We start from the raw sequence: 26,770 nt of genomic DNA, 5'->3' as shown, positions 1-26,770 counted from the left end.
ACGGAAAGAGCGAAATGGCTCTTCTGTTTTTTATTTGCTTGAAATTATATTTGTTAATTATGGTTTTAAACTTTTCTTTAAAAGTACAATTAATTATAGAATTTTTTGATTGATAACGGCTCTGACAACATCAATAGCTACGGTGTTGTACTTGTCGTTTGGTATAATGATATCAGCAAATGCTTTAGTCGGTTCAATGAATTGTTCATGCATCGGTTTTAAAGTATTTTGATAACGATTTAAAACTTCACTCATGTCACGTCCTCGTTCGGCAATATCTCTTTTGAGACGTCTTATCAGGCGTTCGTCAGAATCAGCATGTACATATACTTTAATGTCAAACAGATCACGTAATTCAGGATTGGCCAAAATTAGAATACCTTCTACAATCATGACTTTTCTCGGATGTGTAAAAACAGTATCACTGGTTCTGTTGTGCGTTACAAAGGAATAAACGGGCTGATCAATGTTATTACCTGCTTTTAATTCTTTCAGATGCGCTACCAATAATTCAAAATCTATAGCACGAGGATGGTCAAAATTGATTAATGCCCTTTCGTCAAATGATAGACCGTGGTTTTCTTTATAATAAGAATCTTGTGAAATGATGCCTACTTCCGCTTCGGGTAATTCATTCATAATCTGATGAACTACTGTTGTTTTTCCGCTTCCCGTTCCTCCTGCAATCCCAATAATGAGCATAAAATTTTTGTTATGTATTTGACAAAACAAAAATAGGAATTTAATTGCGAGTGGATTTTGTTTTCCAGAAAATGTTTGCTAATTTAATATACTTATATGCGATTAGTAAATCTTAGTTTTTCTATCGGAATAGTTCTTAAAAAAGGAAATATTCTGTTGATAAATTAACCAAAAGCATAGGAGGGGTGTTAGTTGCTTTCTGTAAGAATCAGAGTAAATAAAAAGAGAGAACTGATTCGGCTCTCTCTTTTTTTATTTTTTAAATCGATTATTTATTTTTCTTGGCTTTAATCATCATTTCCAATTGATCCCAAAGTTCTTCTGGAATGGCTTCCAAGAGATTAAATTGTCCGGCACCTTTTAGCCATTCGCCACCGTCGATAACTACTACTTCTCCATTTACATAAGCAGAGAAATCAGAAACTAAGTAGGCTGCCAAGTTGGCTAATTCCTGATGATCCCCAACGCGTTTTAACGGTACTTTTTTTGACATGTCAAATTTTTCGGCTAAATCTCCTGGTAACAATCTGTCCCAAGCTCCCTTCGTAGGGAATGGCCCTGGAGCAATGGCATTGGAGCGAATTCCGTATTTTGCCCACTCCACAGCCAGGCTTCGGGTCATTGCCAGAACTCCTGCTTTTGCAGTAGCGCTTGGAACTACATAAGCAGAACCGGTCCAGGCATAAGTGGTCACTATATTTAAAATGGTAGAAGATGTTTGTTTGCTGTCTATCCAGTGCTTTCCAAAAGCAAGTGTACAGTTTTTTGTCCCTTTTAATACAATATCAATTACAGTATCAAAGGCGTTGGCAGACAATCTTTCTGTTGGTGAAATGAAATTTCCAGCGGCATTATTCAATAATACATCTACTTTGCCGAATGTCTTTAAAACCTCTTGCAACATGTTTTCGACCTGATCGTAATGGCGAACATCACACTGTAGAGGTAAACAGGTACCGCCGGTTTCTGTCTCTAGTTCAGTAGCGGTATTTTTTAATTTGTCTAAATCCCGGGATGTAATGGCCACTTGTGCTCCAAGCTCTAAAAAATATTTGGTCATTGCTTTTCCTAAACCACTTCCGCCTCCGGTTACGACAATAACTTTGCCTTTTAAAGCATCGTCACGCAACATTTTATCTGTATAACTCATAAGTATTTTAAATTTTTGGTTTGTAAATATAATAAAAAATAGTATGCATGCATAATAAACTCAAGAAATTAGATTTTTTGAAATTAGTTGGTAATGACAAATTCCTAAACTTCTAACTTGCTATGATTTAGGCTTTGCGTCTTAGTAATTATGAAAAGAGCTTGAATAATTAAATTTCACACAAGCGTTTTGCTGCTTCTTCCAATGTGGCATTATCCTTTGCAAAGCAAAAACGAATGAGTTTTAGGTCTTTTTGATCAGCATAAAACGTTGAGATTGGAATAGCAGCTACCCCGTGTTCCCTAATTAAGCGTTTACAAAAATCTACATCAGCTTCATCAGAAATGGAAGCGTAGGATACCACTTGAAAATAGGTTCCTTCACAGGGCATAAGCTCGAATCTGCTGTTACAGATCAAGCTCCTGAAATAATCTCGTTTTTCTTGATAAAATCCCCCAATTTCCTTAACCGAAACCAGGTCTAAATAATCACTTATGGCTACTTGACAAATACTGTTTACACTAAAAACCAAAAATTGATGTACTTTTTTGATTTCGGTCATGAGATGCTCAGGAGCTACAAGATAACCGACTTTCCAGCCAGTAACATGGAAAGATTTTCCAAATGAAGATACCATCACACAACGAGGAAGCAGTTTTTCTCGGGTATGCGCTGAAATATGTTTTTCTTCGAAGGTAATATACTCGTATACTTCATCAGAGAGTACTATCAACTTTGGGAATTTTTGTAATATGGATTCTAAAGATTCTAAATCCGAATGGTTTAGAATTTTACCTGTTGGGTTATGCGGATTATTGATAATAATCATTTTGGTTTTTGGCGTACAGGCTTTTTCAATAAGTTCCCAATTTGGAGTATAATCATCGTTTAATGGAACCCGAATCGGGTTTGCTTTGCACAATAAGACTGGTGCTTCATAGGAATCATAACTCGGATCTAAAATGATCACTTCATCTCCGGTTTCTACTAAAGCTATTATAGTGGTAAAAATTCCTTGCGTTGCACCGGCAGTTACCAGTATTTCTGTTTCAGCTTGGATTATTCGGCCATAGGAATTCTTCACAAGTGTCGCTATTTTTGATAATAGAGGAGGATAACCTGACATAGGCAGGTATTGATGTACGTTTTTATTGGAGAGTTTGGCAACAATATCGGTCAATTGGGTATCAACAGGGAAATTGGGAAAACCTTGCGAAAGATTAATGGCGTTGTATTCGGTTGCCATTTTGGACATAATTGTAAAGATACTAGTGCCAATATTAGGAAGTTTATTCATAGAATGCAGACATAAAAATTGTAAATATAAAAGTAGTCCTTTTATAGTAAGTTTGATTTTTTTTGCTAATCTATATAAATTTTATTTGGAGTTTTAATTTAACTTGATTTAGATTTTGGTATAAAAAAAAAGCTACCAACCGATAGCTTTTTTAAAGTTGTTTGTTGGTTTATTTTTCTTCTAAAATTTCTCCAGTTGGATTGATGATCAATTTCTTAACATCTTTGTCTTTTTTTATTTTGAGAGTATATTCTTTTTTCTGAACATCACCTTCTTTTTGTGTATAAAGATATTTATCGTTTACAATTTTCCATTCAGGGAATTTTTTATAAACGGAATAAATTACACTGCTGGGAAGTTTTACGTTTTGATAGTTCTCAATAACGCTGGTTAATTTTCCTTTTTCGTTATAAGTTGCTGATAAGGAGCCGTTTTTTGTCTCCATAACTACCAAATAAGATTCATATCCTTCATAATCTTTACCTAAATCATAGGAGATGAATTTTTCTTCCAGGGCTCTAACATCTTTATCAGGGTTTCTGTCTGGTAAATAGACTGAGAAATCTTTTCCTACACTTTTAATTACAACTGCGGGTAATTCCTCCATTTTAATTTCTCCTTCTCCTGAACTACTTTTCTGTTCTTGGGAATAAGCCAAAGTAGTTAAACTTAAAAATAATAAAACAATTATAAATGATTTCATGACATTATAGTTTTAAATTATAATTAAATGAGGCTAATGTAAATGACTTAAAAATGAATTAAGGCTTATGTTTTTTTCTCCCCCTTTTTGTTAAAACCGCTCATTTTAAATCATTATTATTCAGGGCTTTGAAAAAAATAATGATAACTTTTTCATTTTAATGATATGTGTTTGGTCTAAGTAAAAGTAGTTAAATTTTTCAGGTACACGGGTTAATTGTATCTATATAAACTGTTAATTTACAATGATTTACAGTGTTTTTTTTTAGCAGGAAATTATATATGTGTTTTTTTGTTTATAAAAAAAACAGCACAAAACGTGCTGTTTTTCTGTAAATAAAAAGAATCTTAAAAGATTGAAATTAAAATTCGGGTGAGTATTTTTTGTTAATTGTTACATTTTATGAATAATAAAAATAGTAGGGCGGTTATGTAAATCTACTTTTACTTTTTTCCAGTCTGAGGCTCTCATCGTTTTGATATATTCTGTCGGCAACGTAATGTCAGTTGCAATACATAAATAAGTTGCCGGATTTAGTGCTTGCAGAATATCTTCCAGCATTTTGTTATTTCTGTAAGGAGTTTCAATAAAAATCTGAGATTGATTTTTATCTTGGGATAATTTTTCTAAATTTTTCAGAGCTGTTTTTTTTTCTCCCTTTTCAATGGGTAAATAACCGTTGAAGGTGAAACTTTGTCCATTCATACCAGAAGCCATCATAGCCAAAAGTATAGAAGAAGGGCCAACAAGTGGTACAACCTGAATTCCTTTTTCATGAGCTAATTTTACAATTACTGCTCCGGGATCAGCAACTCCGGGACAGCCGGCTTCGCTCATTAGTCCCATGTTTTTTCCTTCTAATAAAGGCTTGATGAAACTAAGATGCTCTTTGGGTTCCGTATGTTTATTTAGTGCAAAAAGAACTAATTCTGACTGTTTTTTATCCGGACTGACTGCCTTAATTGATTTTCTGGCGGTTTTTTCGTTTTCGACAATATAATGGTCAATGAAATCAATGCTTCTTTTGATTGTTTGTGGCAGTACGTCCATTGGATCGCAATCGCCCATTGTTGTGGGGATTAAATAAAGTTTTCCTAGATGAGGTACTGGATTCATGAAGCTGATTTTATATTTTTAGAACTAATTTAAAAACGAAAATAAATGCAACGGTATTGTCGTATCAAAGTTAAATTTAATTTATTTGATGCTTGTCAATCAATTTTTTGGCAATTACATCACAAACTTCATCCAGCATTTGGTATACGATATTGAAACCATTGGGCAAACCAAAGTAGGGATCAGGTACATCAACATTTTCATTTGGAAATAATTCGTCCAAAATCAGTCTTACCTTATCTTTTTGTGTCTGATTTTTTGCAAGTGCAGTAACAGTGTTATAATTGGAACTATCCATGACAAAGATGTAATCAAAAGTTTCAAAATCAGCAGTGCTGAATTGTCTTCCTCTTTGATTGGAAATAATTAATCCGTTTTTTTTTGCTACTGCAATGGAACGCTCGTCAGGTGCATGACCTATATGCCAAGAACCGGTTCCAGCAGAATCTACTTTGAATTTATCATTTGGTAGTTTGGATGCCAATATTCCTTCGGCCAAGGGTGACCTACAAATATTTCCCAAACATACCATTAAAACTTTTACGGACATGATGTGCTTAAAGCGTTAATTTTTTATTGATGTCTTCAACAAATTTTTTGAACTGTTTGTCTGTAGATACTAAGTTGTCAACAGTTTTACAAGCATGTAATACGGTTGCGTGATCGCGATCACCAATTTGAGAACCGATATTAGCTAAAGACGCTTTAGTGAATTTTTTAGCAAAAAACATTGCTAATTGTCTTGCTTGCACTACATGTCTTTTTCTGGTTTTGGATTGTAGTGTTTCTATATCCAATTGGAAATAATCCGAGACAATTTTTTGAATATAATCGATAGAGATTTCTCGTTTGACATTTTTTACAAATTTCTCAACGACACTCTTGGCAAGTTCAATGGTAACTTCTTTTTTATTGAAAGAAGATTGTGCAATCAATGAAATAATAGCGCCTTCCAGTTCTCTTACGTTCGATTTTATATTACGGGCTACGTATTCAATAATTTCATCAGGAATTTCTACACCATCCCGGTATAAAATATTTTTCAGGATCGAAATTCGAGTTTCGTAATCCGGCTGGTGTAATTCTGCAGATAATCCCCATTTGAAACGAGATAGCAAACGTTGTTCAATATCTTGCATATCAACAGGAGCCTTGTCAGAAGTCAGGATAACCTGTTTTCCGTTTTGATGTAAATAATTGAAAATATGGAAAAATACATCTTGGGTTCCCGATTTACCAGATAAGAATTGAACGTCATCAATAATTAAAACATCAATCAATTGATAAAAATGAATGAAGTCATTTCTGTTGTTTTTCTTTACCGAATCAATATATTGTTGTGTGAAAATTTCAGCAGAGATATATAAAACTGTTTTTTCAGGATATTTGTCTTTAATTTCTACACCTATAGCGTGTGCTAAGTGAGTTTTTCCTAAACCGACACCACCAAAAATTAATAGCGGATTGAATGAGGTTCCTCCAGGTTTATTGGCAACAGCCATACCTGCAGAACGAGCTAATCTATTTGAATCACCTTCCAGGAAATTATCAAAACTATAATTTGCGTTTAATTGAGATTCGATTTTTAAATTTCGAATACCAGGAATTACAAATGGATTCTTTAATTCAGGACTAAGATTTTTGAAAGGAGCGTCAACATCTTGTGGTTTCATTGGTACTCTATTGGCACTAGGCAATTGTTCCGTAAACGGTTGTTTATTGCCATAAGTGTTTTCCATTTTGATTTTATAGAGTAACTTTGCGTTTTTTCCCAGTTCTTTGGTAAGGGCTACTTTTAATAATTTAACATAGTGTTCTTCTAACCATTCGTAGAAAAATTTACTAGGTACTTGAATGTATAATGCATTATCGGTGAGTTCAACTGACTTGATTGGTTCAAACCAAGTTTTGTAAGCCTGATCTTGAATGTTGTCTTTTATGAATGACAGACAGTTTTCCCATACCGATTGTGCAGTTTTGTTCATATATTCTGTTAAATTATTTTTATTTGGTAATTATTATCTCTTAAAAAAAAGGGTGATATTTTATTGTTTTTTGGGATAACAAATATGTGAACAAATTTCTGTAAAAAAAAATAATTTAGGTTATAATTTATAGAATTATTGTTGTAAGGGGGTTCTAAATTTTAAATTTTTTTAATAAATAATTAATGAAAGATCATCAAATTCAAGTTCGTGTTCGTTACTCAGAAACAGACCAAATGGGAGTCGTTTATCATGGAAATTACATCCCGTATTTTGAGATAGGAAGGGTGGAATGGCTTAGAAACAAAGGGATTTCGTATAAAAGTATGGAAGAAGGCGGAATTGCCTTACCAATTGTTTCGATGAATATAAATTACAAAAAATCGGCTCGATACGATGAGCTTTTGACGGTTCATACAGTTTTTAAAAGCCAGACGTCGGTGAAGATTGAATTTGATTGTGCGATTTATAACGAATCCGATGAGTTATTAACAACGGCTCAATTTATTTTGGTTTTTGTGTCCTTAAAAACGGGTCGTCCAACAGCTCCTCCGACTTATATTTTGGATCTTTTGAAGGATATAAAATAAACGATTAAAAAAATCATAGATTATCATTTTTTTAAGTTATTTTATGTCGATTTCAAACATAGAATTAAAAATGTCGAATACCATTTCGGCATTTTTTTTTCGCGTTTTTATTTCAATTTTACCAATTGGCAGTCCTGAATTTTCATCAATTTCCATTTCTTGCGACACAATATCCAATTTTTTTTCTTTGATGACTCTCATGACTTTATTCATGTTTTTGTAATCAAATGAAATATGGTAATGGATGTCTATTGTTTTTTCGATTATATCACAAGTTTCAAGAACCATTTGAGCAGTAGTTCGGTAAGCGGAGATTAATCCTCCAACGCCTAATTTTATTCCGCCAAAAATTCGCACCACAACAATCAATACATTGGTAACCGCAAAAGACTGGATTTGTCCATATATTGGCATTCCCGCTGTATTGCTTGGTTCACCATCATCATTTGCTCTATAAGAAATTGTGTCGGAGCCGATTTGGTAGGCATAACAATAATGTACTGCATGAGGATGTTGCTTTCGCAATACATCAATTATAGGTTTCACTTCTTCTTCTGATTGTATAGGAAAAGCATAACCAAAGAATTTACTGTTTTTTTCTTTGTATAAAATTTCTTCAGATGAATCTGCAATGGTATTGTAGGTGTCTTTCATTTTCAATGGCAAAATTCAATATTAATTTCAAAAATCAATATCAAAATTTATAGACTGTAGGAGTTGTTTTTAATGAGTTTGATTGTTTTTCTGTTTTTTACAGCAATTGTAGTTACTATTAAATCGTTATTGTTATTCAATTATTTTTTTTTCAAACAGATCAACTACATCTTCTTTTCCTACTTGCAAATTCCAGACCTGAATCCCTAAAGATTGGGCGGCGTCCGTATTCTCTTTTTTGTCGTCTATAAATAAAGTTCTTTTTGCTGACAATTCATGTTTGTTCAAAACGTAGTTGTAAATATCGGTATTGGGTTTTCGCATACCTATTTCAAAGGAGAAATATACTTTTTCAAAACATTGATAGAAATCGCTGTAAAAAGAAGCTCCAGTTTTTTGTTCGAATGTTTCTATGTGGATAGAATCTGTATTGCTTAAAAGGAATAGTCTGTATTTTTTAGACAACATTTGAAGGAATTCTAAACGATATAATGGGAAATCCAATAAAATGGCATTCCAGGCAGATAAAATTTCTTCGATAGAAGCATTCGGCATGTGTTTTTGGAATCCTGAAAGAAATTTTTCTGGAGAGATTTTTCCCATCTCAAATTGTTTGTTAAGATGATCTAAATCATCATTCCATTCGGATAAACCCAATTTTTTCAAACCATCCATAGTGGCTTGTTTATCTAAATTGATAAAAATATCTCCAAAATCAAAAATGATAGTATTAATCATGGTTTTTTAATATTAGTAATTGATCACCGTCAATCAAGAGCTCGTTAAAATTCGTTCTGGTTAAAGCAGGTGCTTTTGTTCCAGAAGCAAAATGTATATTTCCAATAAATATTCGGGCTTCATCCCAAAGATTGGCGTCAATAAAAGTCTGTAATGTTTGTTGTCCGCCTTCAATGATTACTGATTGAATTTGATGTAGGTACAGTATAGCTGCTATTTGGGAGGCTATATTTTGTTCAAAATCAATTACTTCAAAGATAGTGTTTTCTTTCTCAATTGTTGTTTTTGATTTTGAAAATAAGATAGTTTTAACTTGATTGTCAAGGATGTGACTGCCTTTTGGAATGCGATTGTTTTGATCGATGACTATTCGGACAGGATTGTTTCCGTACCAATCTCTGGCGTCCAATTTAGGATTGTCATCAATAACCGTTTGTGTTCCTACCAGAATGGCTTGTTCTTCGGTTCTCCATTTATGAACTAATTGTCTCGAGTAGGGATTGGTAATCCAAAATGGTTTTTTCTCATTATCATCCTGGTCCAACGTTTCAGGATAGCGAACTTTCTTTTCAGGAGCAATAAAACCGTCTTTGGTTTCTGCCCATTTCAATATAATATAAGGTCTTTTCTTTTCGTGAAAAGTAAAAAATCGCTTGTTCAATTCGTGACATTCCGCCTCAAGAACGCCAACAGTAACATTTGTACCGGCTTCAACTAGTTTTTTGATTCCGTTTCCTGCTACTTTTATATTAGGGTCAACGGTACCAATAACTACATTTGGGATTTCATTCTTAATGATTAAATCACAACAGGGCGGTGTTTTTCCAAAATGGCTACAAGGTTCCAAACTCACATAAATCGTTGCTTTTTTTAATAGAGACTTGTCTTTTACGGAATTTATGGCATTGACTTCAGCATGGGGTTCACCGGCCTTTTTATGCCAGCCTTCACCTATAATAGTGTCTTCATAAACAATTACACTACCCACCATTGGGTTGGGGTAAGTGGTTCCTAAGCCATTTTTGGCTAATTCAATGCAACGCTGTATGTATTTCTCATGGGTTTTCACGGTACAAAAGTACTAATTTTTGCGTTTAAGATTTAGTTTTAAAACTTTTGAAAATAACAATAAACAATGGCTATTTTTGTCAAAAAAATAGCAGTCTTAAAGAATATGGAAAATTATACCATCAGAAAAATAGAAAAAAGAGATAATCAGGCGGTTGCTCAATTAATACGATCTGTTTTTGACGAATTGAATATCCCAAAAGTTGGAACGGCCTACGAAGATCCGTATCTGGATTTGATGTTTGAAGAGTATAATAAACCAAAATCGGTTTACTATGTGGTCGAAAAAGACGGTAGAATCATTGGATGTGCGGGAATAGCGCCATTAGAAAATGAAGCGGAGACTGTTTGTGAATTGCAGAAAATGTATTTCTTGCCGGAAACACGTGGTTTAGGAATTGGAAGTGAGATGATGGACAAATGTTTGCAAAGCGCCAAAGATTTTGGTTTTAAGAAATGTTATCTGGAGACCATGCCTTTTATGCATGCCGCTCAAAAATTATACAAAAAATCGGGTTTTGAATCTATTTGTTCTCCAATGGGAAGCACTGGCCATACAAGTTGTCCTGTTTGGATGCTGAAGGAATTATAAGTTTTAAGATGAAAATAAAAGAATACAGAGACCAATTTATCCAAGAACTGACTCCCATTTATGATGCCGGAGAAGCGGAAAGTTTTTTCTATTTGATTTTAGAGGAAAAGCAGCAATTAAAAAGAATTGACTTGGCATTGCGTCCTGATTTGTTTTTTTCGGAAGAGGAAATAGTGGTTTGGAATTCGATTTTAGAGCAATTAAAAAAAGAAATTCCAATACAATACCTTCTAGGCAAAACGAGTTTCTACGGATTAGATTTTGAAGTGAATGAAAATGTTTTGATTCCAAGACCAGAAACAGAAGAATTAGTAGACTGGATTATTTCTAATAATCTAAATGTAGAACCATCTGATTCCGAAACTTCAGGACTGAAAATTTTGGACATTGGTACAGGAAGTGGTTGTATCGCTATTTCATTGGCAAAGAATCTCATGAATGTATCTGTCTTTGCGATTGATGTTTCGGAAAAAGCTTTGGCTACAGCCCAAAAAAATGCTGCAATAAATAAGACAGCCGTTACTTTTATACATCAAAATATTCTTGAAACCGAAGATTTGCAGCAACAATTTGATATCATTGTTTCGAATCCTCCTTATGTTCGGAATTTAGAAAAAGAGGAGATCAAGAAAAATGTTTTAGATAATGAACCGCATTTGGCGCTTTTTGTGGAAGATAATGATGCTTTGGTTTTTTATAGAAAAATAGCCGAATTGGCCCAAAAGAATCTTTTACCACACGGACAATTGTATTTTGAAATCAATCAGTATCTAGGAAAAGAAATGATTGATTTACTTGAACAAATGAATTTTAAAAATATTGAATTGCGAAAAGATATTTACGGGAACGACAGGATGATTAAAGGGAGTGTTCAGTAATCAGTATTCAGTGTTCAGTTTTTTTTGGAGGTAATTTTTTCCATTCCATAAATTTATATTTTTTAGCAATGGAATTTTTTTTCTGGCCAAAATCAACTAGAACATTAATATAAATTTCTTTTTTAAATTTTGTTTTTTGTAACCGCTGTAAACTGAATACTGGCAACTGTACACTAGAAGTTATTCATATCGTAACGCCTCAATCGGGTCAAGTTTTGCCGCTTTTACAGCAGGGTACAGCCCCGAAACAATGGCTACCATAAAACTGGTTGCGAATGCCGCTAAGATGGCTCCCCATGGAATTACAAAATCAAAAGTCATTGCAGTTGAAATGGCAAAACCAATCAAGATTCCTAAGACAATTCCCACCAATCCGCCAAATTGACCAATAAGTAAAGTTTCAATAAAAAACTGAAAAGCAATGGTTGATTTCTTCGCTCCTAAGGCTTTTCGAACCCCAATTTCACGGGTTCTTTCCGTTACCGAAACAATCATGATATTCATCAAGGCAATCGATGATCCTAAAATGGTGATGATACTAATAATCCAGGAGGCATAACCCAAGTATTTTGTAATCCCCAGAATTCTATTAATAAGATCATCACTTCGTACCACTCCAAAATTATTGTCTCGAACAGGACTTAATTTACGTACTCTTCGCATGGTGCTGGTAGCATTGTCTATGGCTTGATCGAGTAATTCTTTTTTAGACACCATGACACTCATGGTATAATTGATATTTGGTGCAGTAAACAAGGAACGCGCCACTTGAATAGGGATTAAAACCCGCAAGTCCTGGCTGTTTCCAAATGTCGATCCTTTTTCTTTCAGTACTCCGATAACTTTAAATTTGGCGCCTCTGATGGAGATTATTTTGTCAATTGGATTAACATCTTTTAGTAAACCCTTTTCAAAATCGGAGCCCACAACACAAACATAGTTGTTATTTTGAATGTCAAAACCGGTAAAATTTCTACCCAAACTGGTTTCTAAACCTGAATTGGTGATAAAATGTTGGTCAACTCCTAAGATGCTAATTTCAGGATCAGTTTCCTTGGCTTCATATTTTACTTCTGCGGTAGAAGTTGCTGTGAAGGATAGGGAGGTTTCGGTAAAAGGATAGTTATATTTGTTTTGAAAAGCAACAGCTTCAGGATAGGAAATAATTGGATTTATAATTTCACGTTCTTCATTTCCGCGTCTTCGGGTTATATTTTCGTATTGGTTGATGTTGAATGTGTTGGCGCCCATCGAAGCAAAATCAGATGAAATGGTATTTTCTAAAGCGGAAACGACAGTCAGAATTCCAACCAAAGCGGTAATTCCAATAGCAATAATCAATACAGTAAGTATGGTACGTAACAATTGTGTTCTGATAGAACCAAATGCAATTCGGATATTTTCTTTAAATAATTTTAGCATCATACGAGTTTGTCACGAAATTACAATTTTTGTTACAAGTTATCTTTTTTAAAAAGGTAATTTATTTCCATCTCTTTTTTTAGTAGCTTTTTCCAGCTTCCGTTACAATCCGTAGGCAAAAATAATTTGTTTTCCATTGCCCAAAAGGAGCTTCCTCCGGTCGCTCTTTCAGGCAAGAAAACAATATTATTTTTTACCTCCGGATTTTCGCTTGAACCTGGGCTAGGGATCCTGCTAATAAAAGACCGTCTTTTTTAGAGAGAATTATTTTAAAAATAAGATATTTGCATAAAAAATTAAGAATTACAAATTGCGAATTACGATTTTGTAAATTTTTAATTTTTAATTGGTAATTCGTAATTAATTAAAATGGCATCAAAACCTAGTATTCCAAAAGGAACCAGAGATTTTTCACCGGCTGAGGTGGCAAAACGTCAATATATCATCCAGATTATAAAAAGTAATTTTGAGAAATTTGGATTCCAACCCATAGAAACACCTTCTTTCGAAAATTCCGAAACCCTAATGGGGAAATACGGAGAGGAAGGCGATCGATTGATTTTTAAAATATTAAACTCCGGCGATTATTTGGCGAAAGCCAATGCTAACCATCTGGAGAATAAAGACAGTACTAGATTGACGGCAAGTATTTCTGAGAAAGCCTTGCGTTATGATTTAACGGTTCCCTTTGCCCGTTATGTGGTACAACACCAAAATGATATTGAGTTTCCATTTAAAAGATACCAAATCCAACCGGTTTGGCGTGCTGACCGTCCGCAAAAAGGCCGTTTTAGAGAGTTTTTTCAATGTGATGCTGATGTGGTTGGTTCTAAATCATTATGGCAAGAAGTAGAATTGGTTCAATTATACGATACTGTTTTTACCGCTTTAGGTTTAGAAGGTGTAACAATCAAAATCAATAACCGAAAAATATTATCCGGTATCGCAGAAGTAATCGGTGCATCTGATAAATTAATCGATTTTACCGTTGCCTTAGATAAATTAGATAAAATCGGAGAAGACGGTGTTAAAAAAGAAATGATTGAGAAAGGAATTTCTGAAGACGCTATCACAAAGGTTCAGCCTTTATTCAATTTTACAGGAACAATTTCTGAAAAAATATACCAACTGTCTGTTTTACTTGCTGATTCCGAAGAAGGAATGAAAGGAGTAGAAGAGTTGCGTTTCATTTGTGACAATGTTACGGAATTAGGTTTGTCAACAGCAATTTTAGATTTAGATGTGACTTTGGCAAGAGGACTGAATTATTATACGGGTGCTATTTTTGAAGTGGCGCCACCAAAACAGGTCGCAATGGGATCTATCGGCGGTGGCGGTAGGTATGATGATTTGACCGGTATTTTCGGATTGAAAAACATGAGTGGTGTTGGAATTTCTTTTGGACTGGACCGAATTTATCTCGTTGTTGAAGAATTGAATTTGTTTCCAGATACAGTTACAGCTACCTCAAAAGCCTTGTTTATCAATTATGGTGAGAAAGAAGCTTTTTATGCGATGAAAGCAATAAAAGAATTAAGAAATTCTGGAACGAAAGTCGAATTGTATCCAGATAATGCCAAAGTGGCGAGACAATTTCAACATGCTGATAAAAGGAACATTCCTTTTGCTGTTATTGTAGGTGACCAGGAAATGGCTTCGAATACTTTTTCTTTGAAGAACTTAATTACGGGGGAGCAAGTTTCACTCGATTTTGAAGGTTTGAAAAAGGCATTACTTTAAAAACAAAAAAAAGCTTCGTTTTTCTAAACGAAGCTTTTTTTAATATAAGGTAATGATGAATTAATAATTATTTAGAAGACGACCTTAATTTCATTTTGGTTTACTAATAATCAAATTGATTGATAATCTGTATACAAACTTATTCAAACTATATCGAAATAGTCTTAAAATTATATTAAATTTTTTTTGGCTCAAATATTTTTTTTAAGGTTTGAATTACATAAGATAAATGAAGTCAGTCTAAGATAGTGACAATTTGACATTTTAAAAGATTTGGCAGTACTTTTGCAATCAAAAAACAAGAATAAAAATGAAGTTTAAGAATTTTTTTAAAAACACGAGTAATATGACTACTGATAATACAGAAATCGATCAAGAAATAGATGACGCAACATTGGAAAAAAATGCAAATGGAGAACAAATCATTATTGATGAGGAATTAACTGTTGAAGAGCAATTAACGCAAGACTTGGCTAGAGAAAAAGATAAGTTTTTACGATTGTTTGCTGAATTCGAAAATTACAAAAGAAGAACTTCAAAAGAAAGAATCGAGTTATTTAAAACAGCAAATCAAGAAGTTTTATTAGCAATGCTTCCTGTTTTAGATGATTTTGACAGAGCCTTGGTTGAAATAAGCAAATCAGAGGATGAGCTTTTAGCTAAAGGTGTGGAACTTATTCATGAAAAATTAAAAAGTACATTAGTTTCAAAAGGATTGGAGCAGGTTGAGGTGAAAGCAGGGGATTCTTTTGATGCTGATTTTGCAGAAGCAATTACTCAAATTCCGGCGCCATCAGATAAAATGAAAGGTAAAATTGTAGATGTTCTTGAAAAAGGATACAAATTGGGAGACAAAATCATACGTTATCCTAAAGTAGTTATCGGAAACTAAAAAATACAAATTAAAAATTCCAAACTTCAATGATTTTAAAATTTGGATTTGGAATTTTAATATTTGGAATTTATTCTCATTATGAAAAAAGATTTTTACGAAATATTAGGCATTTCAAGAAGTGCAGATGCTGCTGAAATTAAAAAAGCATACAGAAAAAGCGCAATAAAATACCATCCTGATAAAAATCCAGGCGACAAAGAGGCAGAAGAAAAATTCAAATTAGCCGCTGAGGCTTATGAGATTTTGAGTGATCCTCAGAAAAAAGCCAAATACGATCAATACGGTCATCAGGCTTTTGATGGTTCAGGAGGTTTTGGCGGAGGCCACGGCGGAATGAATATGGATGATATTTTTAGTCAATTCGGCGATATTTTCGGAAGCGGTTTCGGCGGATTTGGTGGCAACGGAGGTGGCGGAAGAGCGCGTCGTGCAAAAGGAAGTAATCTTCGTATAAAAGTAAAATTGACATTGGAAGAAATTGCCAATGGAGTAGAGAAAAAAGTAAAAGTAAAACGCAAAGTGCAAGCACCTGGCGTTTCTTATAAAACATGTTCTACCTGTAACGGTCAAGGACAAGTAATGCGTGTGACCAATACTATTTTGGGAAGAATGCAATCGGCTTCCACTTGCCCAACTTGTGGTGGTTCAGGTCAGATTTTAGATAAAAAACCTGCTGAAGCTGATTCACAAGGAATGATTCTTGAGGACGAAACCGTTTCAATAAAAATCCCTGCCGGTGTGGTTGACGGAATGCAATTGAAAGTTTCCAATAAAGGAAACGACGCTCCAGGAAATAGTATTCCAGGAGATTTGATTGTAGCTATTGAAGAAATTGAACATGAATTCTTGAAACGTGAAGGAGAGAATTTACATTATGATTTATACATTAGTTTTTCTGAAGCAGTTCTCGGAATCTCAAAAGATATTGAAGCTGTAAATGGAAAAGTGAGAATTAAATTGGAAGATGGAATCCAATCCGGTAAGATTCTTAGACTGAAAGGAAAAGGAATTCCAAGTCTTAACGGATACGGAAATGGAGATTTATTGGTTCATGTTAATGTTTGGACACCAAAAACATTAAACAAAGAACAAAAACAGTTTTTCGAAAAAAATCTTAATGACGAGAATTTTATTCCAAATCCTGAAAAAACAGATAAATCATTCTTTGAGAAAGTAAAAGACATGTTTTCTTAATACATACAAATTGAGTTTTTTAAATTCAAAAAGACAATTCCCATCCTTATGAGTACAAGGATGGGTTTTTTGTGTAACAGTGGAAAGTATTTAAGCACTAATTATTTACTTTTACACACGAAAGGCCATAAAGCCGAACAGTTGAAATAAATCAAAATTTAGCATGAGCAACCTACTTGAAGTCAATAAAATAGTAAAGCAATATGGAGATTATGTAGCGCTTAACGAAGTTTCTTTGTCTGTTCCCCAAGGTAGTATTTACGGTCTTTTAGGTCCTAATGGAGCCGGTAAAACATCACTGATCCGAATCATAAATCAAATTACCTTACCTGATAGTGGTGAGATTATTCTCGACGGAGAAAAGTTGCAACCCAAACACGTGCAATATATTGGTTATCTTCCCGAAGAAAGAGGCTTGTATAAGTCAATGAAAGTAGGAGAGCAATGTTTGTACTTGGCTCAAATGAAAGGATTGTCTAAAGCAGAGGCCAAAAAACAATTAGAATATTGGTTTGATAAATTGGAAATTCAAGGGTGGTGGAACAAGAAAATTGAAGAACTCTCCAAAGGGATGGCACAGAAAATTCAGTTTGTGGTTTGCGTGTTGCACAAACCTAAATTATTGATTTTTGATGAGCCTTTTTCGGGTTTTGATCCTGTCAACGCCAATATTATCAAAGACGAAATTTTAGCCTTAAAAGAACAGGGTTCGACTATCATTTTTTCTACTCACAGAATGGAAAGTGTGGAAGAATTGTGTGATCACATTGCTTTAATTCACAAGTCGAATAAACTGATTGAAGGAAAACTGGACGATGTAAGAAGAGAATTTAAGACCAATAGTTTTGAAGTGGGTATCCTGTCTGATAATGTAGAAGGATTGATGTATGCTATTACACAAAAATTCTCAGTAGCTCCAGCTCATTTCAAGACACTAAGCAATGACTTAAAACTGGAAATTCAATTAGGAAATGCGACCCCAAATGAATTGTTGAATATTCTCACCCAACGCGGCCAGGTGACCCATTTTGTGGAAAAAATCCCTAGTGTTAACGATATTTTTATACAAACAGTAACAAAATAGATTGTTAGACTTCTTAGATTTTTAGACTTTTTACAAGCTTCTAATCTAATCGTTCTGAATAATCTAAATAATCCAAAAATCTAAGTAGTCTAAAATGAGCATCATATCACTGATTATAAAAAGAGAATTCATTGCCAAAGTACGTAATAAGTCTTTTATTGTAATGACATTTTTAAGTCCGATACTTTTTGTTGGAATCGCATTGTTTGTTGGGTATTTAAGTAGCATGAAAGCGGATACCAAGCGAATTGCCATTCATGATGAAACAGGATTGTTTGTTAATGAATTTGTGTCACACAACAGCAAAACAGCCGAATATAAATATGTTGATTTGTCTTTAATTGATGTGAAGTTTCTTAAAGACAGTATCACAAATGAAAGCTTCGAAGGTTTATTGGTTATCCCAAAAGTGGATAATGCCAAAGCCTTGGAAAACCAAATTCAATTCATATCAAACGATAGTCCCAGTATTTCATTCGTTGAAAACATTCAAGACGAAATAGCAAAAAAACTAACTGCGGCTAATTTTGAGAAAGCACATCTAGATACATCAGCAATAAAAAATGCAGAGGCTAAAGTAAATATCAATCTCACTAAAGCTTCAGGAGAGCAAAGTTTGAAAGGACTTAACGAGATAAAGATTGCCATTGGAGGAGCCTTTGGATATCTTATTATGATGTTTATTATTATTTACGGTAACATGGTGATGCGTAGTGTGATTGAAGAAAAAACCAGTCGTATTGTTGAGATTATTATATCCTCAGTAAAGCCATTTCAGCTTATGATGGGAAAAATTATTGGAACTTCGCTTGCCGGAATTTTGCAGTTCTTTATTTGGGCTATTATCGGATTACTACTAATGTTTTCGGCTACCATATTTTTTCATGTGAATTTAGGTGCAACTTCTCATATTCCGCCAGAAATAATGCAAAGCGCACATCAGGAATTTGCTAATATGGCACAAATGTATATTCAGGAACTTTGGAACCTCCCTATAGCTACAATTTTAATCAGTTTTGTGATTTATTTTATAGGAGGTTATTTTCTATACAGTTCATTTTATGCGGCAATTGGAGCGGCAGTAGATAATGAAACCGACTCACAACAGTTTCTTCTGCCAATCATTATGCCTTTGATTTTGGGTGTTTATATAGGTTTTTTTACGGTGATGAATGATCCGCACGGTACTGTTGCAACAGTTTTTTCTATGGTTCCGCTTACTTCTCCCATTGTTATGCTCATGCGAATTCCGTTTGGCGTACCTTTGTGGCAAATTGCGATTTCTATAGTAATCCTCTTTTCAACCTTCTTTTTTGTAGTTTGGTTTGCTTCCAAAATATATCGAGTGGGAATATTGATGTATGGTAAAAAACCAACATGGAAAGAATTATACCGATGGTTGCAATATTAAATTTAGTTTGGTGCAGTTATTGTTAATCCGTAAAACCGATTAGCCCAATAGTCAAATTAAGGATTAACCAAATTATCAAAAGATATGTCAAAAATATTAATCATAGAAGACGAACCAGCCATCCGAAGAGTGTTAACTAAAATACTTTCGGAAGAAAATACTGCGTACATAGTTGAAGAAGCTGAAGATGGAATTGAAGGCTATGAGAAAATAAAAAATACCGACTATGATTTGGTTTTGTGTGATATCAAAATGCCAAAAATGGATGGAGTTGAACTTCTGGAAGCGGTTAAGAAAATAAAACCGGAAATTCCAATGGTTATGATATCCGGTCATGGTGATATGGAAACAGCCATCAATACGATGCGTTTGGGGGCTTTTGATTACATCTCAAAACCACCTGATTTAAATAGATTATTGAATACGGTTCGTAACGCTTTAGATAAAAAACAATTAGTAGTTGAGAATAAAATTCTGAAGAAAAAAGTCAGTAAAAATTACGAAATGATTGGTGAGAGCGAAGCGATCAATCACATCAAAGTGATGATTGAAAAAGTCGCGCAAACTGAAGCTAGAGTTTTGATTACAGGACCTAACGGAACCGGAAAAGAACTCGTTGCCCATCAATTGCATGAAAAAAGTGAAAGAGCCAATTTTCCGTTAATCGAGGTGAATTGTGCTGCGATTCCATCTGAACTGATTGAAAGCGAATTGTTCGGACATGTAAAAGGGGCGTTTACTTCGGCCGTAAAAGATCGGGCAGGAAAGTTTGAAGCAGCTGATAAAGGAACCATTTTCTTGGATGAAATTGGAGATATGAGTCTTTCGGCTCAAGCCAAAGTTTTACGTGCTTTACAAGAAAGTATGATTACCAGAGTAGGGGCAGATAAAGATATTAAAGTCGATGTGCGTGTGGTGGCAGCTACCAATAAGGATTTAAAAAAGGAAATAGCCGAAGGTCGCTTCCGCGAAGATTTATACCACCGTTTAGCTGTGATTTTGATAAAAGTTCCGGCGCTAAATGAAAGGAGAGAAGATATTCCGATGTTAATTTCGCATTTTACTGATAAAATTGCCTCAGAGCAAGGAACAGCTGTGAAAAAGTTTTCCAAAGAAGCGATTCAGTTATTACAGGAATACGATTGGACGGGAAATATTCGTGAATTGAGAAATGTAGTGGAGCGCTTGATAATTCTTGGAGGAAATGAAATTTCAGAAAATGATGTGAAATTGTTCGCAAGTAAATAAAAATCAATCTTTAAGCTTTATGCAATAAGCATTATGAATTTTTTTGCAATAATTTTGCTTATACCTTAAGGCTTGTAGCTATAAAAAATATGAAACTAAAAAAAATAAACGAAAAGCTGCAACAAGCTTTAATTGAAAATGGTTTGACTGAGGCTAATGCCATGCAGCAAGAAACTTTTTCGACCCTGAAAAGTGGAGCCGATTGTATTATTATTGCACCTAAAGGAAGTGGAAAAACGACTACGATAGTAATCAATGTGATTCAGAAATTGGCAGGAGGGACCGAGGAATCACCCCGTGCTTTGATTATTGTGGAAGACAAAGCAAAGGTTCTCGAAATGGAAGAACTTTTCGAAAAGTATGGTAAGTACAGCGGTTTAGAAATTTATGGTGTTCATGACAAAGGCGATACAGATTATGATAAAAACTATATTTCTACCGGAATCGACGTACTGATTGGGACTCCCAATAAGTTGAGTGACATGTTTTCTACGGCAGGTTACAATGTAAACCGTTTGAAAATGTTTATTCTAGATGATGCAGATCCAATTTTGAAATTGCGTCACGAAACTAAAATCATGCGCATATCCAACAGCATCACTAAAACCCAACGTATTATCTTTACTGAGCAGTTGACTGAGCGAATAGAAACCTTAGCTGATAAAATGTTGTTGGAACCTTACGAATTTGATTTTGATGGAGATGAAGAAGATTTTGAAGAGGAAGAAAACTTTGAAGCAGAAAAAGGCGATGATTTCGAAGAACTTGAAGGTGATGAAGAAAATGGTAATCGATAACATATAAAAATGCTCCATAAAGAGCGAAATTTTTTTGGAGCAAGAAAAATATAAAAAAACTATAATAAAATAAGAAGATGGGATTAATGAAAGTGTTTTCTGGGAGCGAAATCTTGGCTTTGGCCTTGCAGGAAAAAATTGAAGCAGTAGGAGTAGATACAGTTTTGAAAAATAATATTCAATCAGCCCGATTGGCAGGATTTGGTAATACGGATTTAGCGGTTGAATTATTTATCCAAGAAGTAGATTTTGGAAAAGCAAATCCTGTTATTGAGGAATTTAGAATGAGTATTTAAATAAGACTGAATACAGATGAAATACAAAATGTTAGTTTTGGACATGGATGACACTTTGTTGACCGATGACCATAAAATTTCGGAAGAGAATAAAGAAATGCTGTTCAAGGCACAAGATTTAGGTGTTTACGTTGTTTTGGCTTCGGGCAGACCAACACCGGCGATGACCGCTTATGCTAAAGAATTGAAATTAGATGATTCATATATGATTTCCTATAATGGAGCAGTTATAACGGATTTGAAAGAAGATAAAATCATCTTTGAACAAACGTTAAGTCAACAGCAAATTCATGAATTGTACGATTACAGTCTTAAAAGTAAAACGCACATCATTACTTATGTTGATGATGAAATTGTTAGCGAGACTGATTCGGAGTACATTGAAGTGGAGAGAACCATAACAGGTTTAGAACATAATAAAGTACCAAGTTTTAAAAATAAGGTTAAATCATCAGCCATAAAATGTATTTTGTTGGAAGAGCCAAGTTACCTCAAAGAAGTTGAAAAAGACTTAAAAGCCGCCATGCCGCATTTGAGCGTATGTATGTCGAAGCCTTTCTTTTTAGAAGTAGCACAAAATGGAATAGACAAAGGCGCCAGCATTAAATTTTTGGCAGATAAACTGAATATTCTTCAAAGTGAAATTATCGCAGTTGGAAATGCGGGTAATGATTTGACTATGATAGAATATGCAGGACTGGGTGTTTGGGTCGATAATGTTACTCCTGAACTTCGAGATAAAGCCGACGTAATTGTAGCTTCCAATAATGATCATGGAGTGGCAGAAGTAGTTCGCAGGTTTATTTTGAACTAGATTTTGAGTACGATATAAATTTAGAAATATGTGATTAGAAAACGAGAGCCTCCCAATTAAAGAGACTCTCGTTTTTTTATTAATTAAAATCCGCTGACATTCAAGCGGCCGCCGGTACTGCACTTATTACTCAGTGAAGCTGTAGGTATTGCACTGCTTAGTATTGCATTTTTAATTGTAGCCGCGGTAGCCCCGGGATGTGACGCTGCATATAAAGCCGCTGCGCCTGTTACATGTGGTGTGGCCATAGACGTGCCATTATAACTTGCATAAGCCGAAACTATTTTTCCTTGAGATCTTTTTGGTACAGAAGAATTTATACCAGATCCTGGAGCACCAATGTCTACACTAGTTAACCCATAGTTAGAAAAACTACTAATCGCACCGGTGTTTGTGATGGAAGCTACAGCAATAATATTTGTGTTTGTATATGATGCAGGATAAGATGCAGTAGCGTCATTGTTATTAGTGGCGTTACCGGCAGCAGCTATAAATAGAATGCCGGCCTGATTAGCTCTTTCTATCGCGTCATATAGTCCCTGTGAAAAACCTCCGCCTCCCCAGGAGTTATTTGTTGCAACCAAGTTGATTCCATGACGTTGTTTCATGTCGGTAAAGTAATCAACCGCTTTAATGGCATTTGCGGTGGTTCCGCCCTTAATACCTAAAAATTTTGCGCTGATCAGGTTTACCTTCCATGTGACACCTGCAACTCCTTTATTGTTCCCCCCGACAGCACCAATTGTTCCTGCTACATGTGTACCGTGGTCATCATCAACACCATCAAAAACAGTATTATCATTTCCAGCGAAATCCCAGCCGTAAACATCGTCTACCAGTCCATTACCATCATCATCAACCCCATTATTAATAATTTCTCCGGGATTAGTACCTGCATTGCTAGCTAAATCTTCATGAGTATACATATAGCCTTCGTCAATGATTCCAATCCATACACTCTTAGATCCAGTATTGCCTGTTGTCCATGCTTCTGCTGCTTGGCTGCCGTATTGGTTAGTGGGTGAGCTCGCATCTCCATACATTCCCCATAGTGATCCATTACTGTAATAGGTATCATTAGAAGTTGCATAATGCTGGTATACCCAGTTTGGTTCGGCATACTCGATTTCGGGTAAATTATCAAGGAGTGCGATCGCTTCCATAGTTCCTAATTTTGAAGAAACGAGTAAAAGATTACCGCTGCCATTCCCTTTGCCTGTTTCTCCTGTTTTCATTGCATTTGTGTTGATAGTTTCAACGATAGTACCCGAAATTAAAGACAAAGCACCCGATTTTATTTTACTGGTTGTTTTGCCTCCATCTTTAAATTTTACGAGGATTTCTCCAGGGACAAATTTTGGTTGTTCTTCTTTTTGGACGGTTTCTGGCATTAGATTTATATCATTTTCACATGATATCGTTAGTACAGTTACTACGGCCGCCACAATTGTTATAATGCGATTTTTTTCCATGATATAATGTTTAAGATTAAAATTAAAAAGTCATATCAAATATACTAAATAAGATATAATGTTTTGATTTTTAATGTATTGAGTTTTTTAGCTAATACATTTAAAAAATCACTTGCGACTTAGGAAATGTGAAATCTTATTTTTGAAAAACAAAAAGGAGTTGCTAAATTTTAGCAACTCCTTTTTTTAGTATTTAGAACCAATTATTTTTTGGTTGTAGTCATTTTGGCATTACCCATAGCTGGAACTATTTGGGTCATTTTTTCTGCTATTTTTAAAGTTGGATTTATCCAAAGTGTTGTGCAATCGTTCGCATTATCGTTCGCTTTAATTTCGACTTTTAAACAATCAACTGCGTTTACTTTTTCATTGCCCGTCACTTTCATAGTCACAAGTTTCGCTTTCATACTGGTCATATCAGGCATTTCAAAAATCAATTGATAATCTTTTTGTAATGGCAAACTTGCAATAACAGCATCAAATCCAGCGCCGTCAGAGATATAAGCTCCAGAAAAAGGAACTTCCATTTTTGTTCCTTTCATTTCCAAAGTCATTTTATCTTTAGAGAAACTCATTGGAATGTTTTGTCCCATTTGCTGCATTTTTCTTGAGACAACTGTCAAATCACTAGTATATTCTGTTTCGTCTATCATTTCTCCCATAGTACCTTTAGCTACATCTTTGACGATCCAATTATCGCCATTTTTAGCAATCGTACGACTCATACTCATTGGAATAGTTTGTCCTTGTACTTCAATTACAAAATCATAATTGATGGTTTGTGCTTTTAGATTATTGGTCAATTTCGGTAAAACAGTTGCTGGCTTTTCTGTTTTTGCAGCTTCATAAGTTACTTTGCTAATATCGACTGTTAATTCTTTTAATCTTTTAGCCACATCTTCAGGCATTGTTTTTTGGTAAGTACCGCCCAAGATTCCAGCTAAGAATTTTTCAATTTCAGCATACATAGCCATACTGTTGACCGGTTTACGGAAACCGTGCCCTTCATCATCTGCTAATAGATAAGAAACTTGTTTTCCTTTGTCTCTCAAAGCGATAGCAATTTGATCCGCTTCTGCTTTTTTAACTCTTGGATCGTTTGCTCCTTGAATAATTAGTAACGGTTTTACAATTTTATCGGCACTAAATAATGGACTTGCTTCATGCATTCTTTTTTTACCGGCTTCAGTATTTGGGTCTCCAACCATTCCATATAAAAATGCTCTGGCAGGTTCCCAATAAGCAGGTACTGATTCTAATAATGTAAAGATGTTGCTTGGGCCAACAATATCAACACCACAAGCATATAAGTCCGGTGTAAAAGCTAATCCTGCTAAAGTAGCATAACCTCCATAACTTCCCCCCGCAATAGCTACTTTATCTTTGTCGGCTATTCCTTGCTCGATTAAGTAATGTACACCAAAAGTAATGTCATCCTGCATTAATTTACCCCATTGTAAATCTCCTGCATTTAAGAATTTTTTTCCGTAACCGCCACTAGCTCTAAAGTTGGGTTGTAAAACGGCATATCCTCTGTTGGCTAGAAATTGCGCTTCGGCATCATAGCCCCAAGTATCCCTTGGTCCTTTCGGTCCGCCATGAACTAAAATTACAACAGGTAAGTTTTTGGCTTTTTTCCCTATCGGTAAAGTTAAGTATGCCGGAATCTCTAATCCGTCGCTACTTTTGTAACGGATAGATTTCATTGAAGCCAAATATTGTTCAACTTTTTTTAATGCCGGCCTAGGAACGTATTGCAACAGTAATTCTTTGGTTTCACTATTGAAAAAATAAGCTTCGGCTGCATATTTGTCACCCCAAGTACTGATTAAGAATTTTTTATAATCTTTTGTAGCACTTTGAAAACTTACTTCTCTTCCTGGAAACTTGCTTTTCAAATATTTATAATTGTTTTCCCAGTTTTTATCTTTCCAATAATATTCTGTTTTATCATCAGTGTAAGAAGTATAAATAACTTCACGGGTATTATTGTCAAGATTAAGGCCTCCAAAATCGACGCTTTTTTTAGGGTCACTTTCTAATTGAGTCACTTTTTTGCTTTCAAGGTCAATCAAAAATAGGGTAGAAAGATTCAAATCTCCTGTATTGGAAACTAAATAAGCTTGTTTGTTGTCTGGAGTCCAGCCTGCAATATAAGCTTGTTCAGTAACGAGAGTTTCATAAATAGGAGTTAATACATCACCCTCTTTTTTGAGCATGACCGTGTTCCCTTTTTCATCTGTTTTGGATAAAACTCTCAGGTTTTCGTCCCAATCAAAATCGTAACCAGTAATTCTGTCTTTATTTTCATAGATTTTTGTCAACTCTCCAGTAGAAATTTTGAGTTGGTATAAATCGTGCCAAGCTTTGTCTCTGTCATTTAATGAGATCATTAAGATATCAGGGTTTTTTTTGCTGACGGTATTGATTTGAGCGGTAACGTCCTTTAAAGGTGTTAAGTTTCTCGATTCAGGTACTTTTCCAGCGGCAGCTTCATCCATTGGATTTACGGCAAAAACGTTTACATTTTCATCACCGTCTTTATCTTTTGCAAACAGGATGTATTTCGAGTCATAAGACCAAAAATAGCCATACATTGGTCTCTTACTGTCTGTTAAAGGACGTGCTTTGTCAAAAGGTTCATCAAATTTTTTAACCCAAATATTCATGATGCCCTGGTATTCTTTCATAAAAGAAATCCATTTTCCATCTGGACTTAACTGTCCTCCTGATATTTCCGGGTTACCAAAAAACAACTCCCGGTCTAATAATGGAATTGCTGATTTTTCTGTTTGTGCTACCATGCTACTAACCGAGGTTAGGAGTACAAAGAAGCATAAAATGTGTTTTTTCATATAAGTGAGTTTTTAAATGGTTTTCCGGTTAGTCTGCATTGTAAATAAAAAGTTACAAAAATTATATCT

Annotated in this window: 25 protein-coding genes; 12 read left to right on the top strand and 13 right to left on the bottom strand. The window is 34.6% G+C overall.

Annotation, left to right across the window (positions count from 1 at the left end):
- Positions 1 to 93 precede the first annotated feature (93 nt).
- The 7 genes from udk to dnaA all read right to left on the bottom strand — a co-directional run bounded on the left by udk (position 94) and on the right by dnaA (position 6,953).
- Entirely contained in the window at positions 94 to 702 is a 609-nt protein-coding gene (gene udk / locus ABEB23_RS16220) for a uridine kinase (protein ID WP_348813708.1), read from the bottom strand.
- A 268-nt stretch (positions 703 to 970) separates the two neighbouring features.
- Positions 971 to 1,852, bottom strand: coding sequence for an SDR family oxidoreductase (locus tag ABEB23_RS16215; RefSeq protein WP_348813707.1), 882 nt, complete (start codon positions 1,850 to 1,852; stop codon positions 971 to 973).
- Between the two features lie 169 nt (positions 1,853 to 2,021).
- Positions 2,022 to 3,149 carry a methionine aminotransferase gene (locus tag ABEB23_RS16210; RefSeq protein ID WP_348813706.1) on the bottom strand — a complete coding sequence of 376 codons (1,128 nt, stop codon included), beginning with the start codon at positions 3,147 to 3,149 and terminating at the stop codon, positions 2,022 to 2,024.
- Positions 3,150 to 3,318: 169 nt separating this feature from the next.
- Positions 3,319 to 3,852, bottom strand: coding sequence for a hypothetical protein (locus tag ABEB23_RS16205; protein ID WP_348813705.1), 534 nt, complete (start codon positions 3,850 to 3,852; stop codon positions 3,319 to 3,321).
- A gap of 393 nt (positions 3,853 to 4,245) precedes the next feature.
- The gene (locus ABEB23_RS16200; RefSeq protein WP_348813704.1) at positions 4,246 to 4,968 is read right to left on the bottom strand and encodes an SAM-dependent methyltransferase; all 723 of its coding nucleotides are present in this window, start codon (positions 4,966 to 4,968) and stop codon (positions 4,246 to 4,248) included.
- Positions 4,969 to 5,044: 76 nt separating this feature from the next.
- On the bottom strand, positions 5,045 to 5,518 hold the full coding sequence (locus ABEB23_RS16195) for a low molecular weight protein-tyrosine-phosphatase (RefSeq protein ID WP_348813703.1): 474 nt from the start codon (positions 5,516 to 5,518) through the stop codon (positions 5,045 to 5,047).
- A gap of 7 nt (positions 5,519 to 5,525) precedes the next feature.
- Positions 5,526 to 6,953, bottom strand: coding sequence for a chromosomal replication initiator protein DnaA (gene dnaA, locus ABEB23_RS16190; RefSeq protein ID WP_348813702.1), 1,428 nt, complete (start codon positions 6,951 to 6,953; stop codon positions 5,526 to 5,528).
- 185 nt (positions 6,954 to 7,138) lie between these two features.
- On the opposite strand from dnaA, the gene ABEB23_RS16185 reads away from it, so the two are divergent.
- A complete protein-coding gene (locus tag ABEB23_RS16185; protein ID WP_348813701.1) occupies positions 7,139 to 7,543 on the top strand; it encodes an acyl-CoA thioesterase in 405 nt (134 codons plus the stop codon).
- A gap of 36 nt (positions 7,544 to 7,579) precedes the next feature.
- On the opposite strand, the gene ABEB23_RS16180 is transcribed toward ABEB23_RS16185, so the two are convergent.
- The 3 genes from ABEB23_RS16180 to ribD form a co-directional block, all read right to left on the bottom strand.
- Positions 7,580 to 8,203: an IMPACT family protein gene (locus tag ABEB23_RS16180; RefSeq protein ID WP_348813700.1), complete on the bottom strand. Its 624-nt coding sequence runs from the start codon at positions 8,201 to 8,203 to the stop codon at positions 7,580 to 7,582.
- 126 nt (positions 8,204 to 8,329) lie between these two features.
- On the bottom strand, positions 8,330 to 8,935 hold the full coding sequence (locus ABEB23_RS16175; protein ID WP_348813699.1) for an HAD family hydrolase: 606 nt from the start codon (positions 8,933 to 8,935) through the stop codon (positions 8,330 to 8,332).
- Complete coding sequence (ribD, locus tag ABEB23_RS16170) at positions 8,928 to 10,004, bottom strand: bifunctional diaminohydroxyphosphoribosylaminopyrimidine deaminase/5-amino-6-(5-phosphoribosylamino)uracil reductase RibD (protein WP_348813698.1); 1,077 nt, start codon at positions 10,002 to 10,004, stop codon at positions 8,928 to 8,930. The genes ABEB23_RS16175 and ribD overlap by 8 nt, the downstream gene beginning before the upstream one ends.
- Positions 10,005 to 10,109: 105 nt before the next feature.
- On the opposite strand from ribD, the gene ABEB23_RS16165 reads away from it, so the two are divergent.
- On the top strand, positions 10,110 to 10,595 hold the full coding sequence (locus tag ABEB23_RS16165) for a GNAT family N-acetyltransferase (RefSeq protein ID WP_348813761.1): 486 nt from the start codon (positions 10,110 to 10,112) through the stop codon (positions 10,593 to 10,595).
- Between the two features lie 8 nt (positions 10,596 to 10,603).
- Positions 10,604 to 11,473: a peptide chain release factor N(5)-glutamine methyltransferase gene (gene prmC / locus ABEB23_RS16160; RefSeq protein ID WP_348813696.1), complete on the top strand. Its 870-nt coding sequence runs from the start codon at positions 10,604 to 10,606 to the stop codon at positions 11,471 to 11,473.
- A gap of 180 nt (positions 11,474 to 11,653) precedes the next feature.
- On the opposite strand, the gene ABEB23_RS16155 is transcribed toward prmC, so the two are convergent.
- Complete coding sequence (locus ABEB23_RS16155; protein ID WP_348813695.1) at positions 11,654 to 12,898, bottom strand: ABC transporter permease; 1,245 nt, start codon at positions 12,896 to 12,898, stop codon at positions 11,654 to 11,656.
- A 366-nt stretch (positions 12,899 to 13,264) separates the two neighbouring features.
- On the opposite strand from ABEB23_RS16155, the gene hisS reads away from it, so the two are divergent.
- The 9 genes from hisS (at position 13,265) to ABEB23_RS16110 (ending at position 22,374) form a co-directional block, all read left to right on the top strand.
- Positions 13,265 to 14,635, top strand: coding sequence for a histidine--tRNA ligase (gene hisS / locus ABEB23_RS16150; RefSeq protein ID WP_348813694.1), 1,371 nt, complete (start codon positions 13,265 to 13,267; stop codon positions 14,633 to 14,635).
- Positions 14,636 to 14,945: 310 nt separating this feature from the next.
- Positions 14,946 to 15,527: a nucleotide exchange factor GrpE gene (locus ABEB23_RS16145; RefSeq protein WP_348813692.1), complete on the top strand. Its 582-nt coding sequence runs from the start codon at positions 14,946 to 14,948 to the stop codon at positions 15,525 to 15,527.
- An 81-nt stretch (positions 15,528 to 15,608) separates the two neighbouring features.
- Positions 15,609 to 16,724 carry a molecular chaperone DnaJ gene (dnaJ, locus tag ABEB23_RS16140; protein ID WP_348813691.1) on the top strand — a complete coding sequence of 372 codons (1,116 nt, stop codon included), beginning with the start codon at positions 15,609 to 15,611 and terminating at the stop codon, positions 16,722 to 16,724.
- Positions 16,725 to 16,887: 163 nt separating this feature from the next.
- Entirely contained in the window at positions 16,888 to 17,808 is a 921-nt protein-coding gene (locus ABEB23_RS16135) for an ABC transporter ATP-binding protein (RefSeq protein ID WP_348813690.1), read from the top strand.
- Between the two features lie 94 nt (positions 17,809 to 17,902).
- Positions 17,903 to 19,219: an ABC transporter permease gene (locus tag ABEB23_RS16130; RefSeq protein WP_348813688.1), complete on the top strand. Its 1,317-nt coding sequence runs from the start codon at positions 17,903 to 17,905 to the stop codon at positions 19,217 to 19,219.
- Positions 19,220 to 19,303: 84 nt separating this feature from the next.
- Entirely contained in the window at positions 19,304 to 20,467 is a 1,164-nt protein-coding gene (locus ABEB23_RS16125; protein ID WP_348813687.1) for a sigma-54-dependent transcriptional regulator, read from the top strand.
- Positions 20,468 to 20,556: 89 nt separating this feature from the next.
- Entirely contained in the window at positions 20,557 to 21,264 is a 708-nt protein-coding gene (locus ABEB23_RS16120) for a DEAD/DEAH box helicase (RefSeq protein WP_348813686.1), read from the top strand.
- A gap of 77 nt (positions 21,265 to 21,341) precedes the next feature.
- Positions 21,342 to 21,560 (top strand): putative signal transducing protein, encoded by a 219-nt coding sequence (locus ABEB23_RS16115; RefSeq protein WP_348813685.1) that lies wholly within the window; start codon positions 21,342 to 21,344, stop codon positions 21,558 to 21,560.
- A gap of 16 nt (positions 21,561 to 21,576) precedes the next feature.
- Positions 21,577 to 22,374, top strand: coding sequence for a Cof-type HAD-IIB family hydrolase (locus ABEB23_RS16110; RefSeq protein WP_348813684.1), 798 nt, complete (start codon positions 21,577 to 21,579; stop codon positions 22,372 to 22,374).
- Positions 22,375 to 22,457: 83 nt separating this feature from the next.
- On the opposite strand, the gene ABEB23_RS16105 is transcribed toward ABEB23_RS16110, so the two are convergent.
- Positions 22,458 to 23,846, bottom strand: coding sequence for a S8 family peptidase (locus ABEB23_RS16105; RefSeq protein WP_348813683.1), 1,389 nt, complete (start codon positions 23,844 to 23,846; stop codon positions 22,458 to 22,460).
- A 203-nt stretch (positions 23,847 to 24,049) separates the two neighbouring features.
- Positions 24,050 to 26,701 carry a S9 family peptidase gene (locus ABEB23_RS16100; protein WP_348813681.1) on the bottom strand — a complete coding sequence of 884 codons (2,652 nt, stop codon included), beginning with the start codon at positions 26,699 to 26,701 and terminating at the stop codon, positions 24,050 to 24,052.
- Positions 26,702 to 26,770: the final 69 nt, after the last annotated feature.

The sequence above is a fragment of the Flavobacterium maritimum genome, from assembly GCF_040049085.1.
In the GTDB taxonomy this organism is placed as follows: Bacteria; Bacteroidota; Bacteroidia; order Flavobacteriales; family Flavobacteriaceae; genus Flavobacterium; species Flavobacterium maritimum.
This window is presented reverse-complemented; position numbering and strand designations above follow the sequence as displayed.

Bases quoted from the DNA above. Each gene is read 5' to 3' on its own strand.
- ABEB23_RS16205 (WP_348813705.1), bottom strand. From the start codon at position 3,852: ATGAAATCATTTATAATTGTTTTATTATTTTTAAGTTTAACTACTTTG.
- ABEB23_RS16100 (WP_348813681.1), bottom strand. From the start codon at position 26,701: ATGAAAAAACACATTTTATGCTTCTTTGTACTCCTAACCTCGGTTAGT.
- ABEB23_RS16185 (WP_348813701.1), top strand. From the start codon at position 7,139: ATGAAAGATCATCAAATTCAAGTTCGTGTTCGTTACTCAGAAACAGAC.
- ABEB23_RS16145 (WP_348813692.1), top strand. From the start codon at position 14,946: ATGAAGTTTAAGAATTTTTTTAAAAACACGAGTAATATGACTACTGAT.
- ABEB23_RS16110 (WP_348813684.1), top strand. From the start codon at position 21,577: ATGAAATACAAAATGTTAGTTTTGGACATGGATGACACTTTGTTGACC.
- ABEB23_RS16200 (WP_348813704.1), bottom strand. From the start codon at position 4,968: ATGAATCCAGTACCTCATCTAGGAAAACTTTATTTAATCCCCACAACA.
- dnaA (WP_348813702.1), bottom strand. From the start codon at position 6,953: ATGAACAAAACTGCACAATCGGTATGGGAAAACTGTCTGTCATTCATA.
- ABEB23_RS16105 (WP_348813683.1), bottom strand. From the start codon at position 23,846: ATGGAAAAAAATCGCATTATAACAATTGTGGCGGCCGTAGTAACTGTA.
- udk (WP_348813708.1), bottom strand. From the start codon at position 702: ATGCTCATTATTGGGATTGCAGGAGGAACGGGAAGCGGAAAAACAACA.
- hisS (WP_348813694.1), top strand. From the start codon at position 13,265: ATGGCATCAAAACCTAGTATTCCAAAAGGAACCAGAGATTTTTCACCG.
- ABEB23_RS16120 (WP_348813686.1), top strand. From the start codon at position 20,557: ATGAAACTAAAAAAAATAAACGAAAAGCTGCAACAAGCTTTAATTGAA.
- ABEB23_RS16210 (WP_348813706.1), bottom strand. From the start codon at position 3,149: ATGAATAAACTTCCTAATATTGGCACTAGTATCTTTACAATTATGTCC.
- ABEB23_RS16135 (WP_348813690.1), top strand. From the start codon at position 16,888: ATGAGCAACCTACTTGAAGTCAATAAAATAGTAAAGCAATATGGAGAT.
- ABEB23_RS16215 (WP_348813707.1), bottom strand. From the start codon at position 1,852: ATGAGTTATACAGATAAAATGTTGCGTGACGATGCTTTAAAAGGCAAA.
- dnaJ (WP_348813691.1), top strand. From the start codon at position 15,609: ATGAAAAAAGATTTTTACGAAATATTAGGCATTTCAAGAAGTGCAGAT.
- ABEB23_RS16175 (WP_348813699.1), bottom strand. From the start codon at position 8,935: ATGATTAATACTATCATTTTTGATTTTGGAGATATTTTTATCAATTTA.
- ABEB23_RS16155 (WP_348813695.1), bottom strand. From the start codon at position 12,898: ATGATGCTAAAATTATTTAAAGAAAATATCCGAATTGCATTTGGTTCT.
- ABEB23_RS16115 (WP_348813685.1), top strand. From the start codon at position 21,342: ATGGGATTAATGAAAGTGTTTTCTGGGAGCGAAATCTTGGCTTTGGCC.
- prmC (WP_348813696.1), top strand. From the start codon at position 10,604: ATGAAAATAAAAGAATACAGAGACCAATTTATCCAAGAACTGACTCCC.
- ABEB23_RS16195 (WP_348813703.1), bottom strand. From the start codon at position 5,518: ATGTCCGTAAAAGTTTTAATGGTATGTTTGGGAAATATTTGTAGGTCA.
- ABEB23_RS16125 (WP_348813687.1), top strand. From the start codon at position 19,304: ATGTCAAAAATATTAATCATAGAAGACGAACCAGCCATCCGAAGAGTG.
- ABEB23_RS16130 (WP_348813688.1), top strand. From the start codon at position 17,903: ATGAGCATCATATCACTGATTATAAAAAGAGAATTCATTGCCAAAGTA.
- ABEB23_RS16165 (WP_348813761.1), top strand. From the start codon at position 10,110: ATGGAAAATTATACCATCAGAAAAATAGAAAAAAGAGATAATCAGGCG.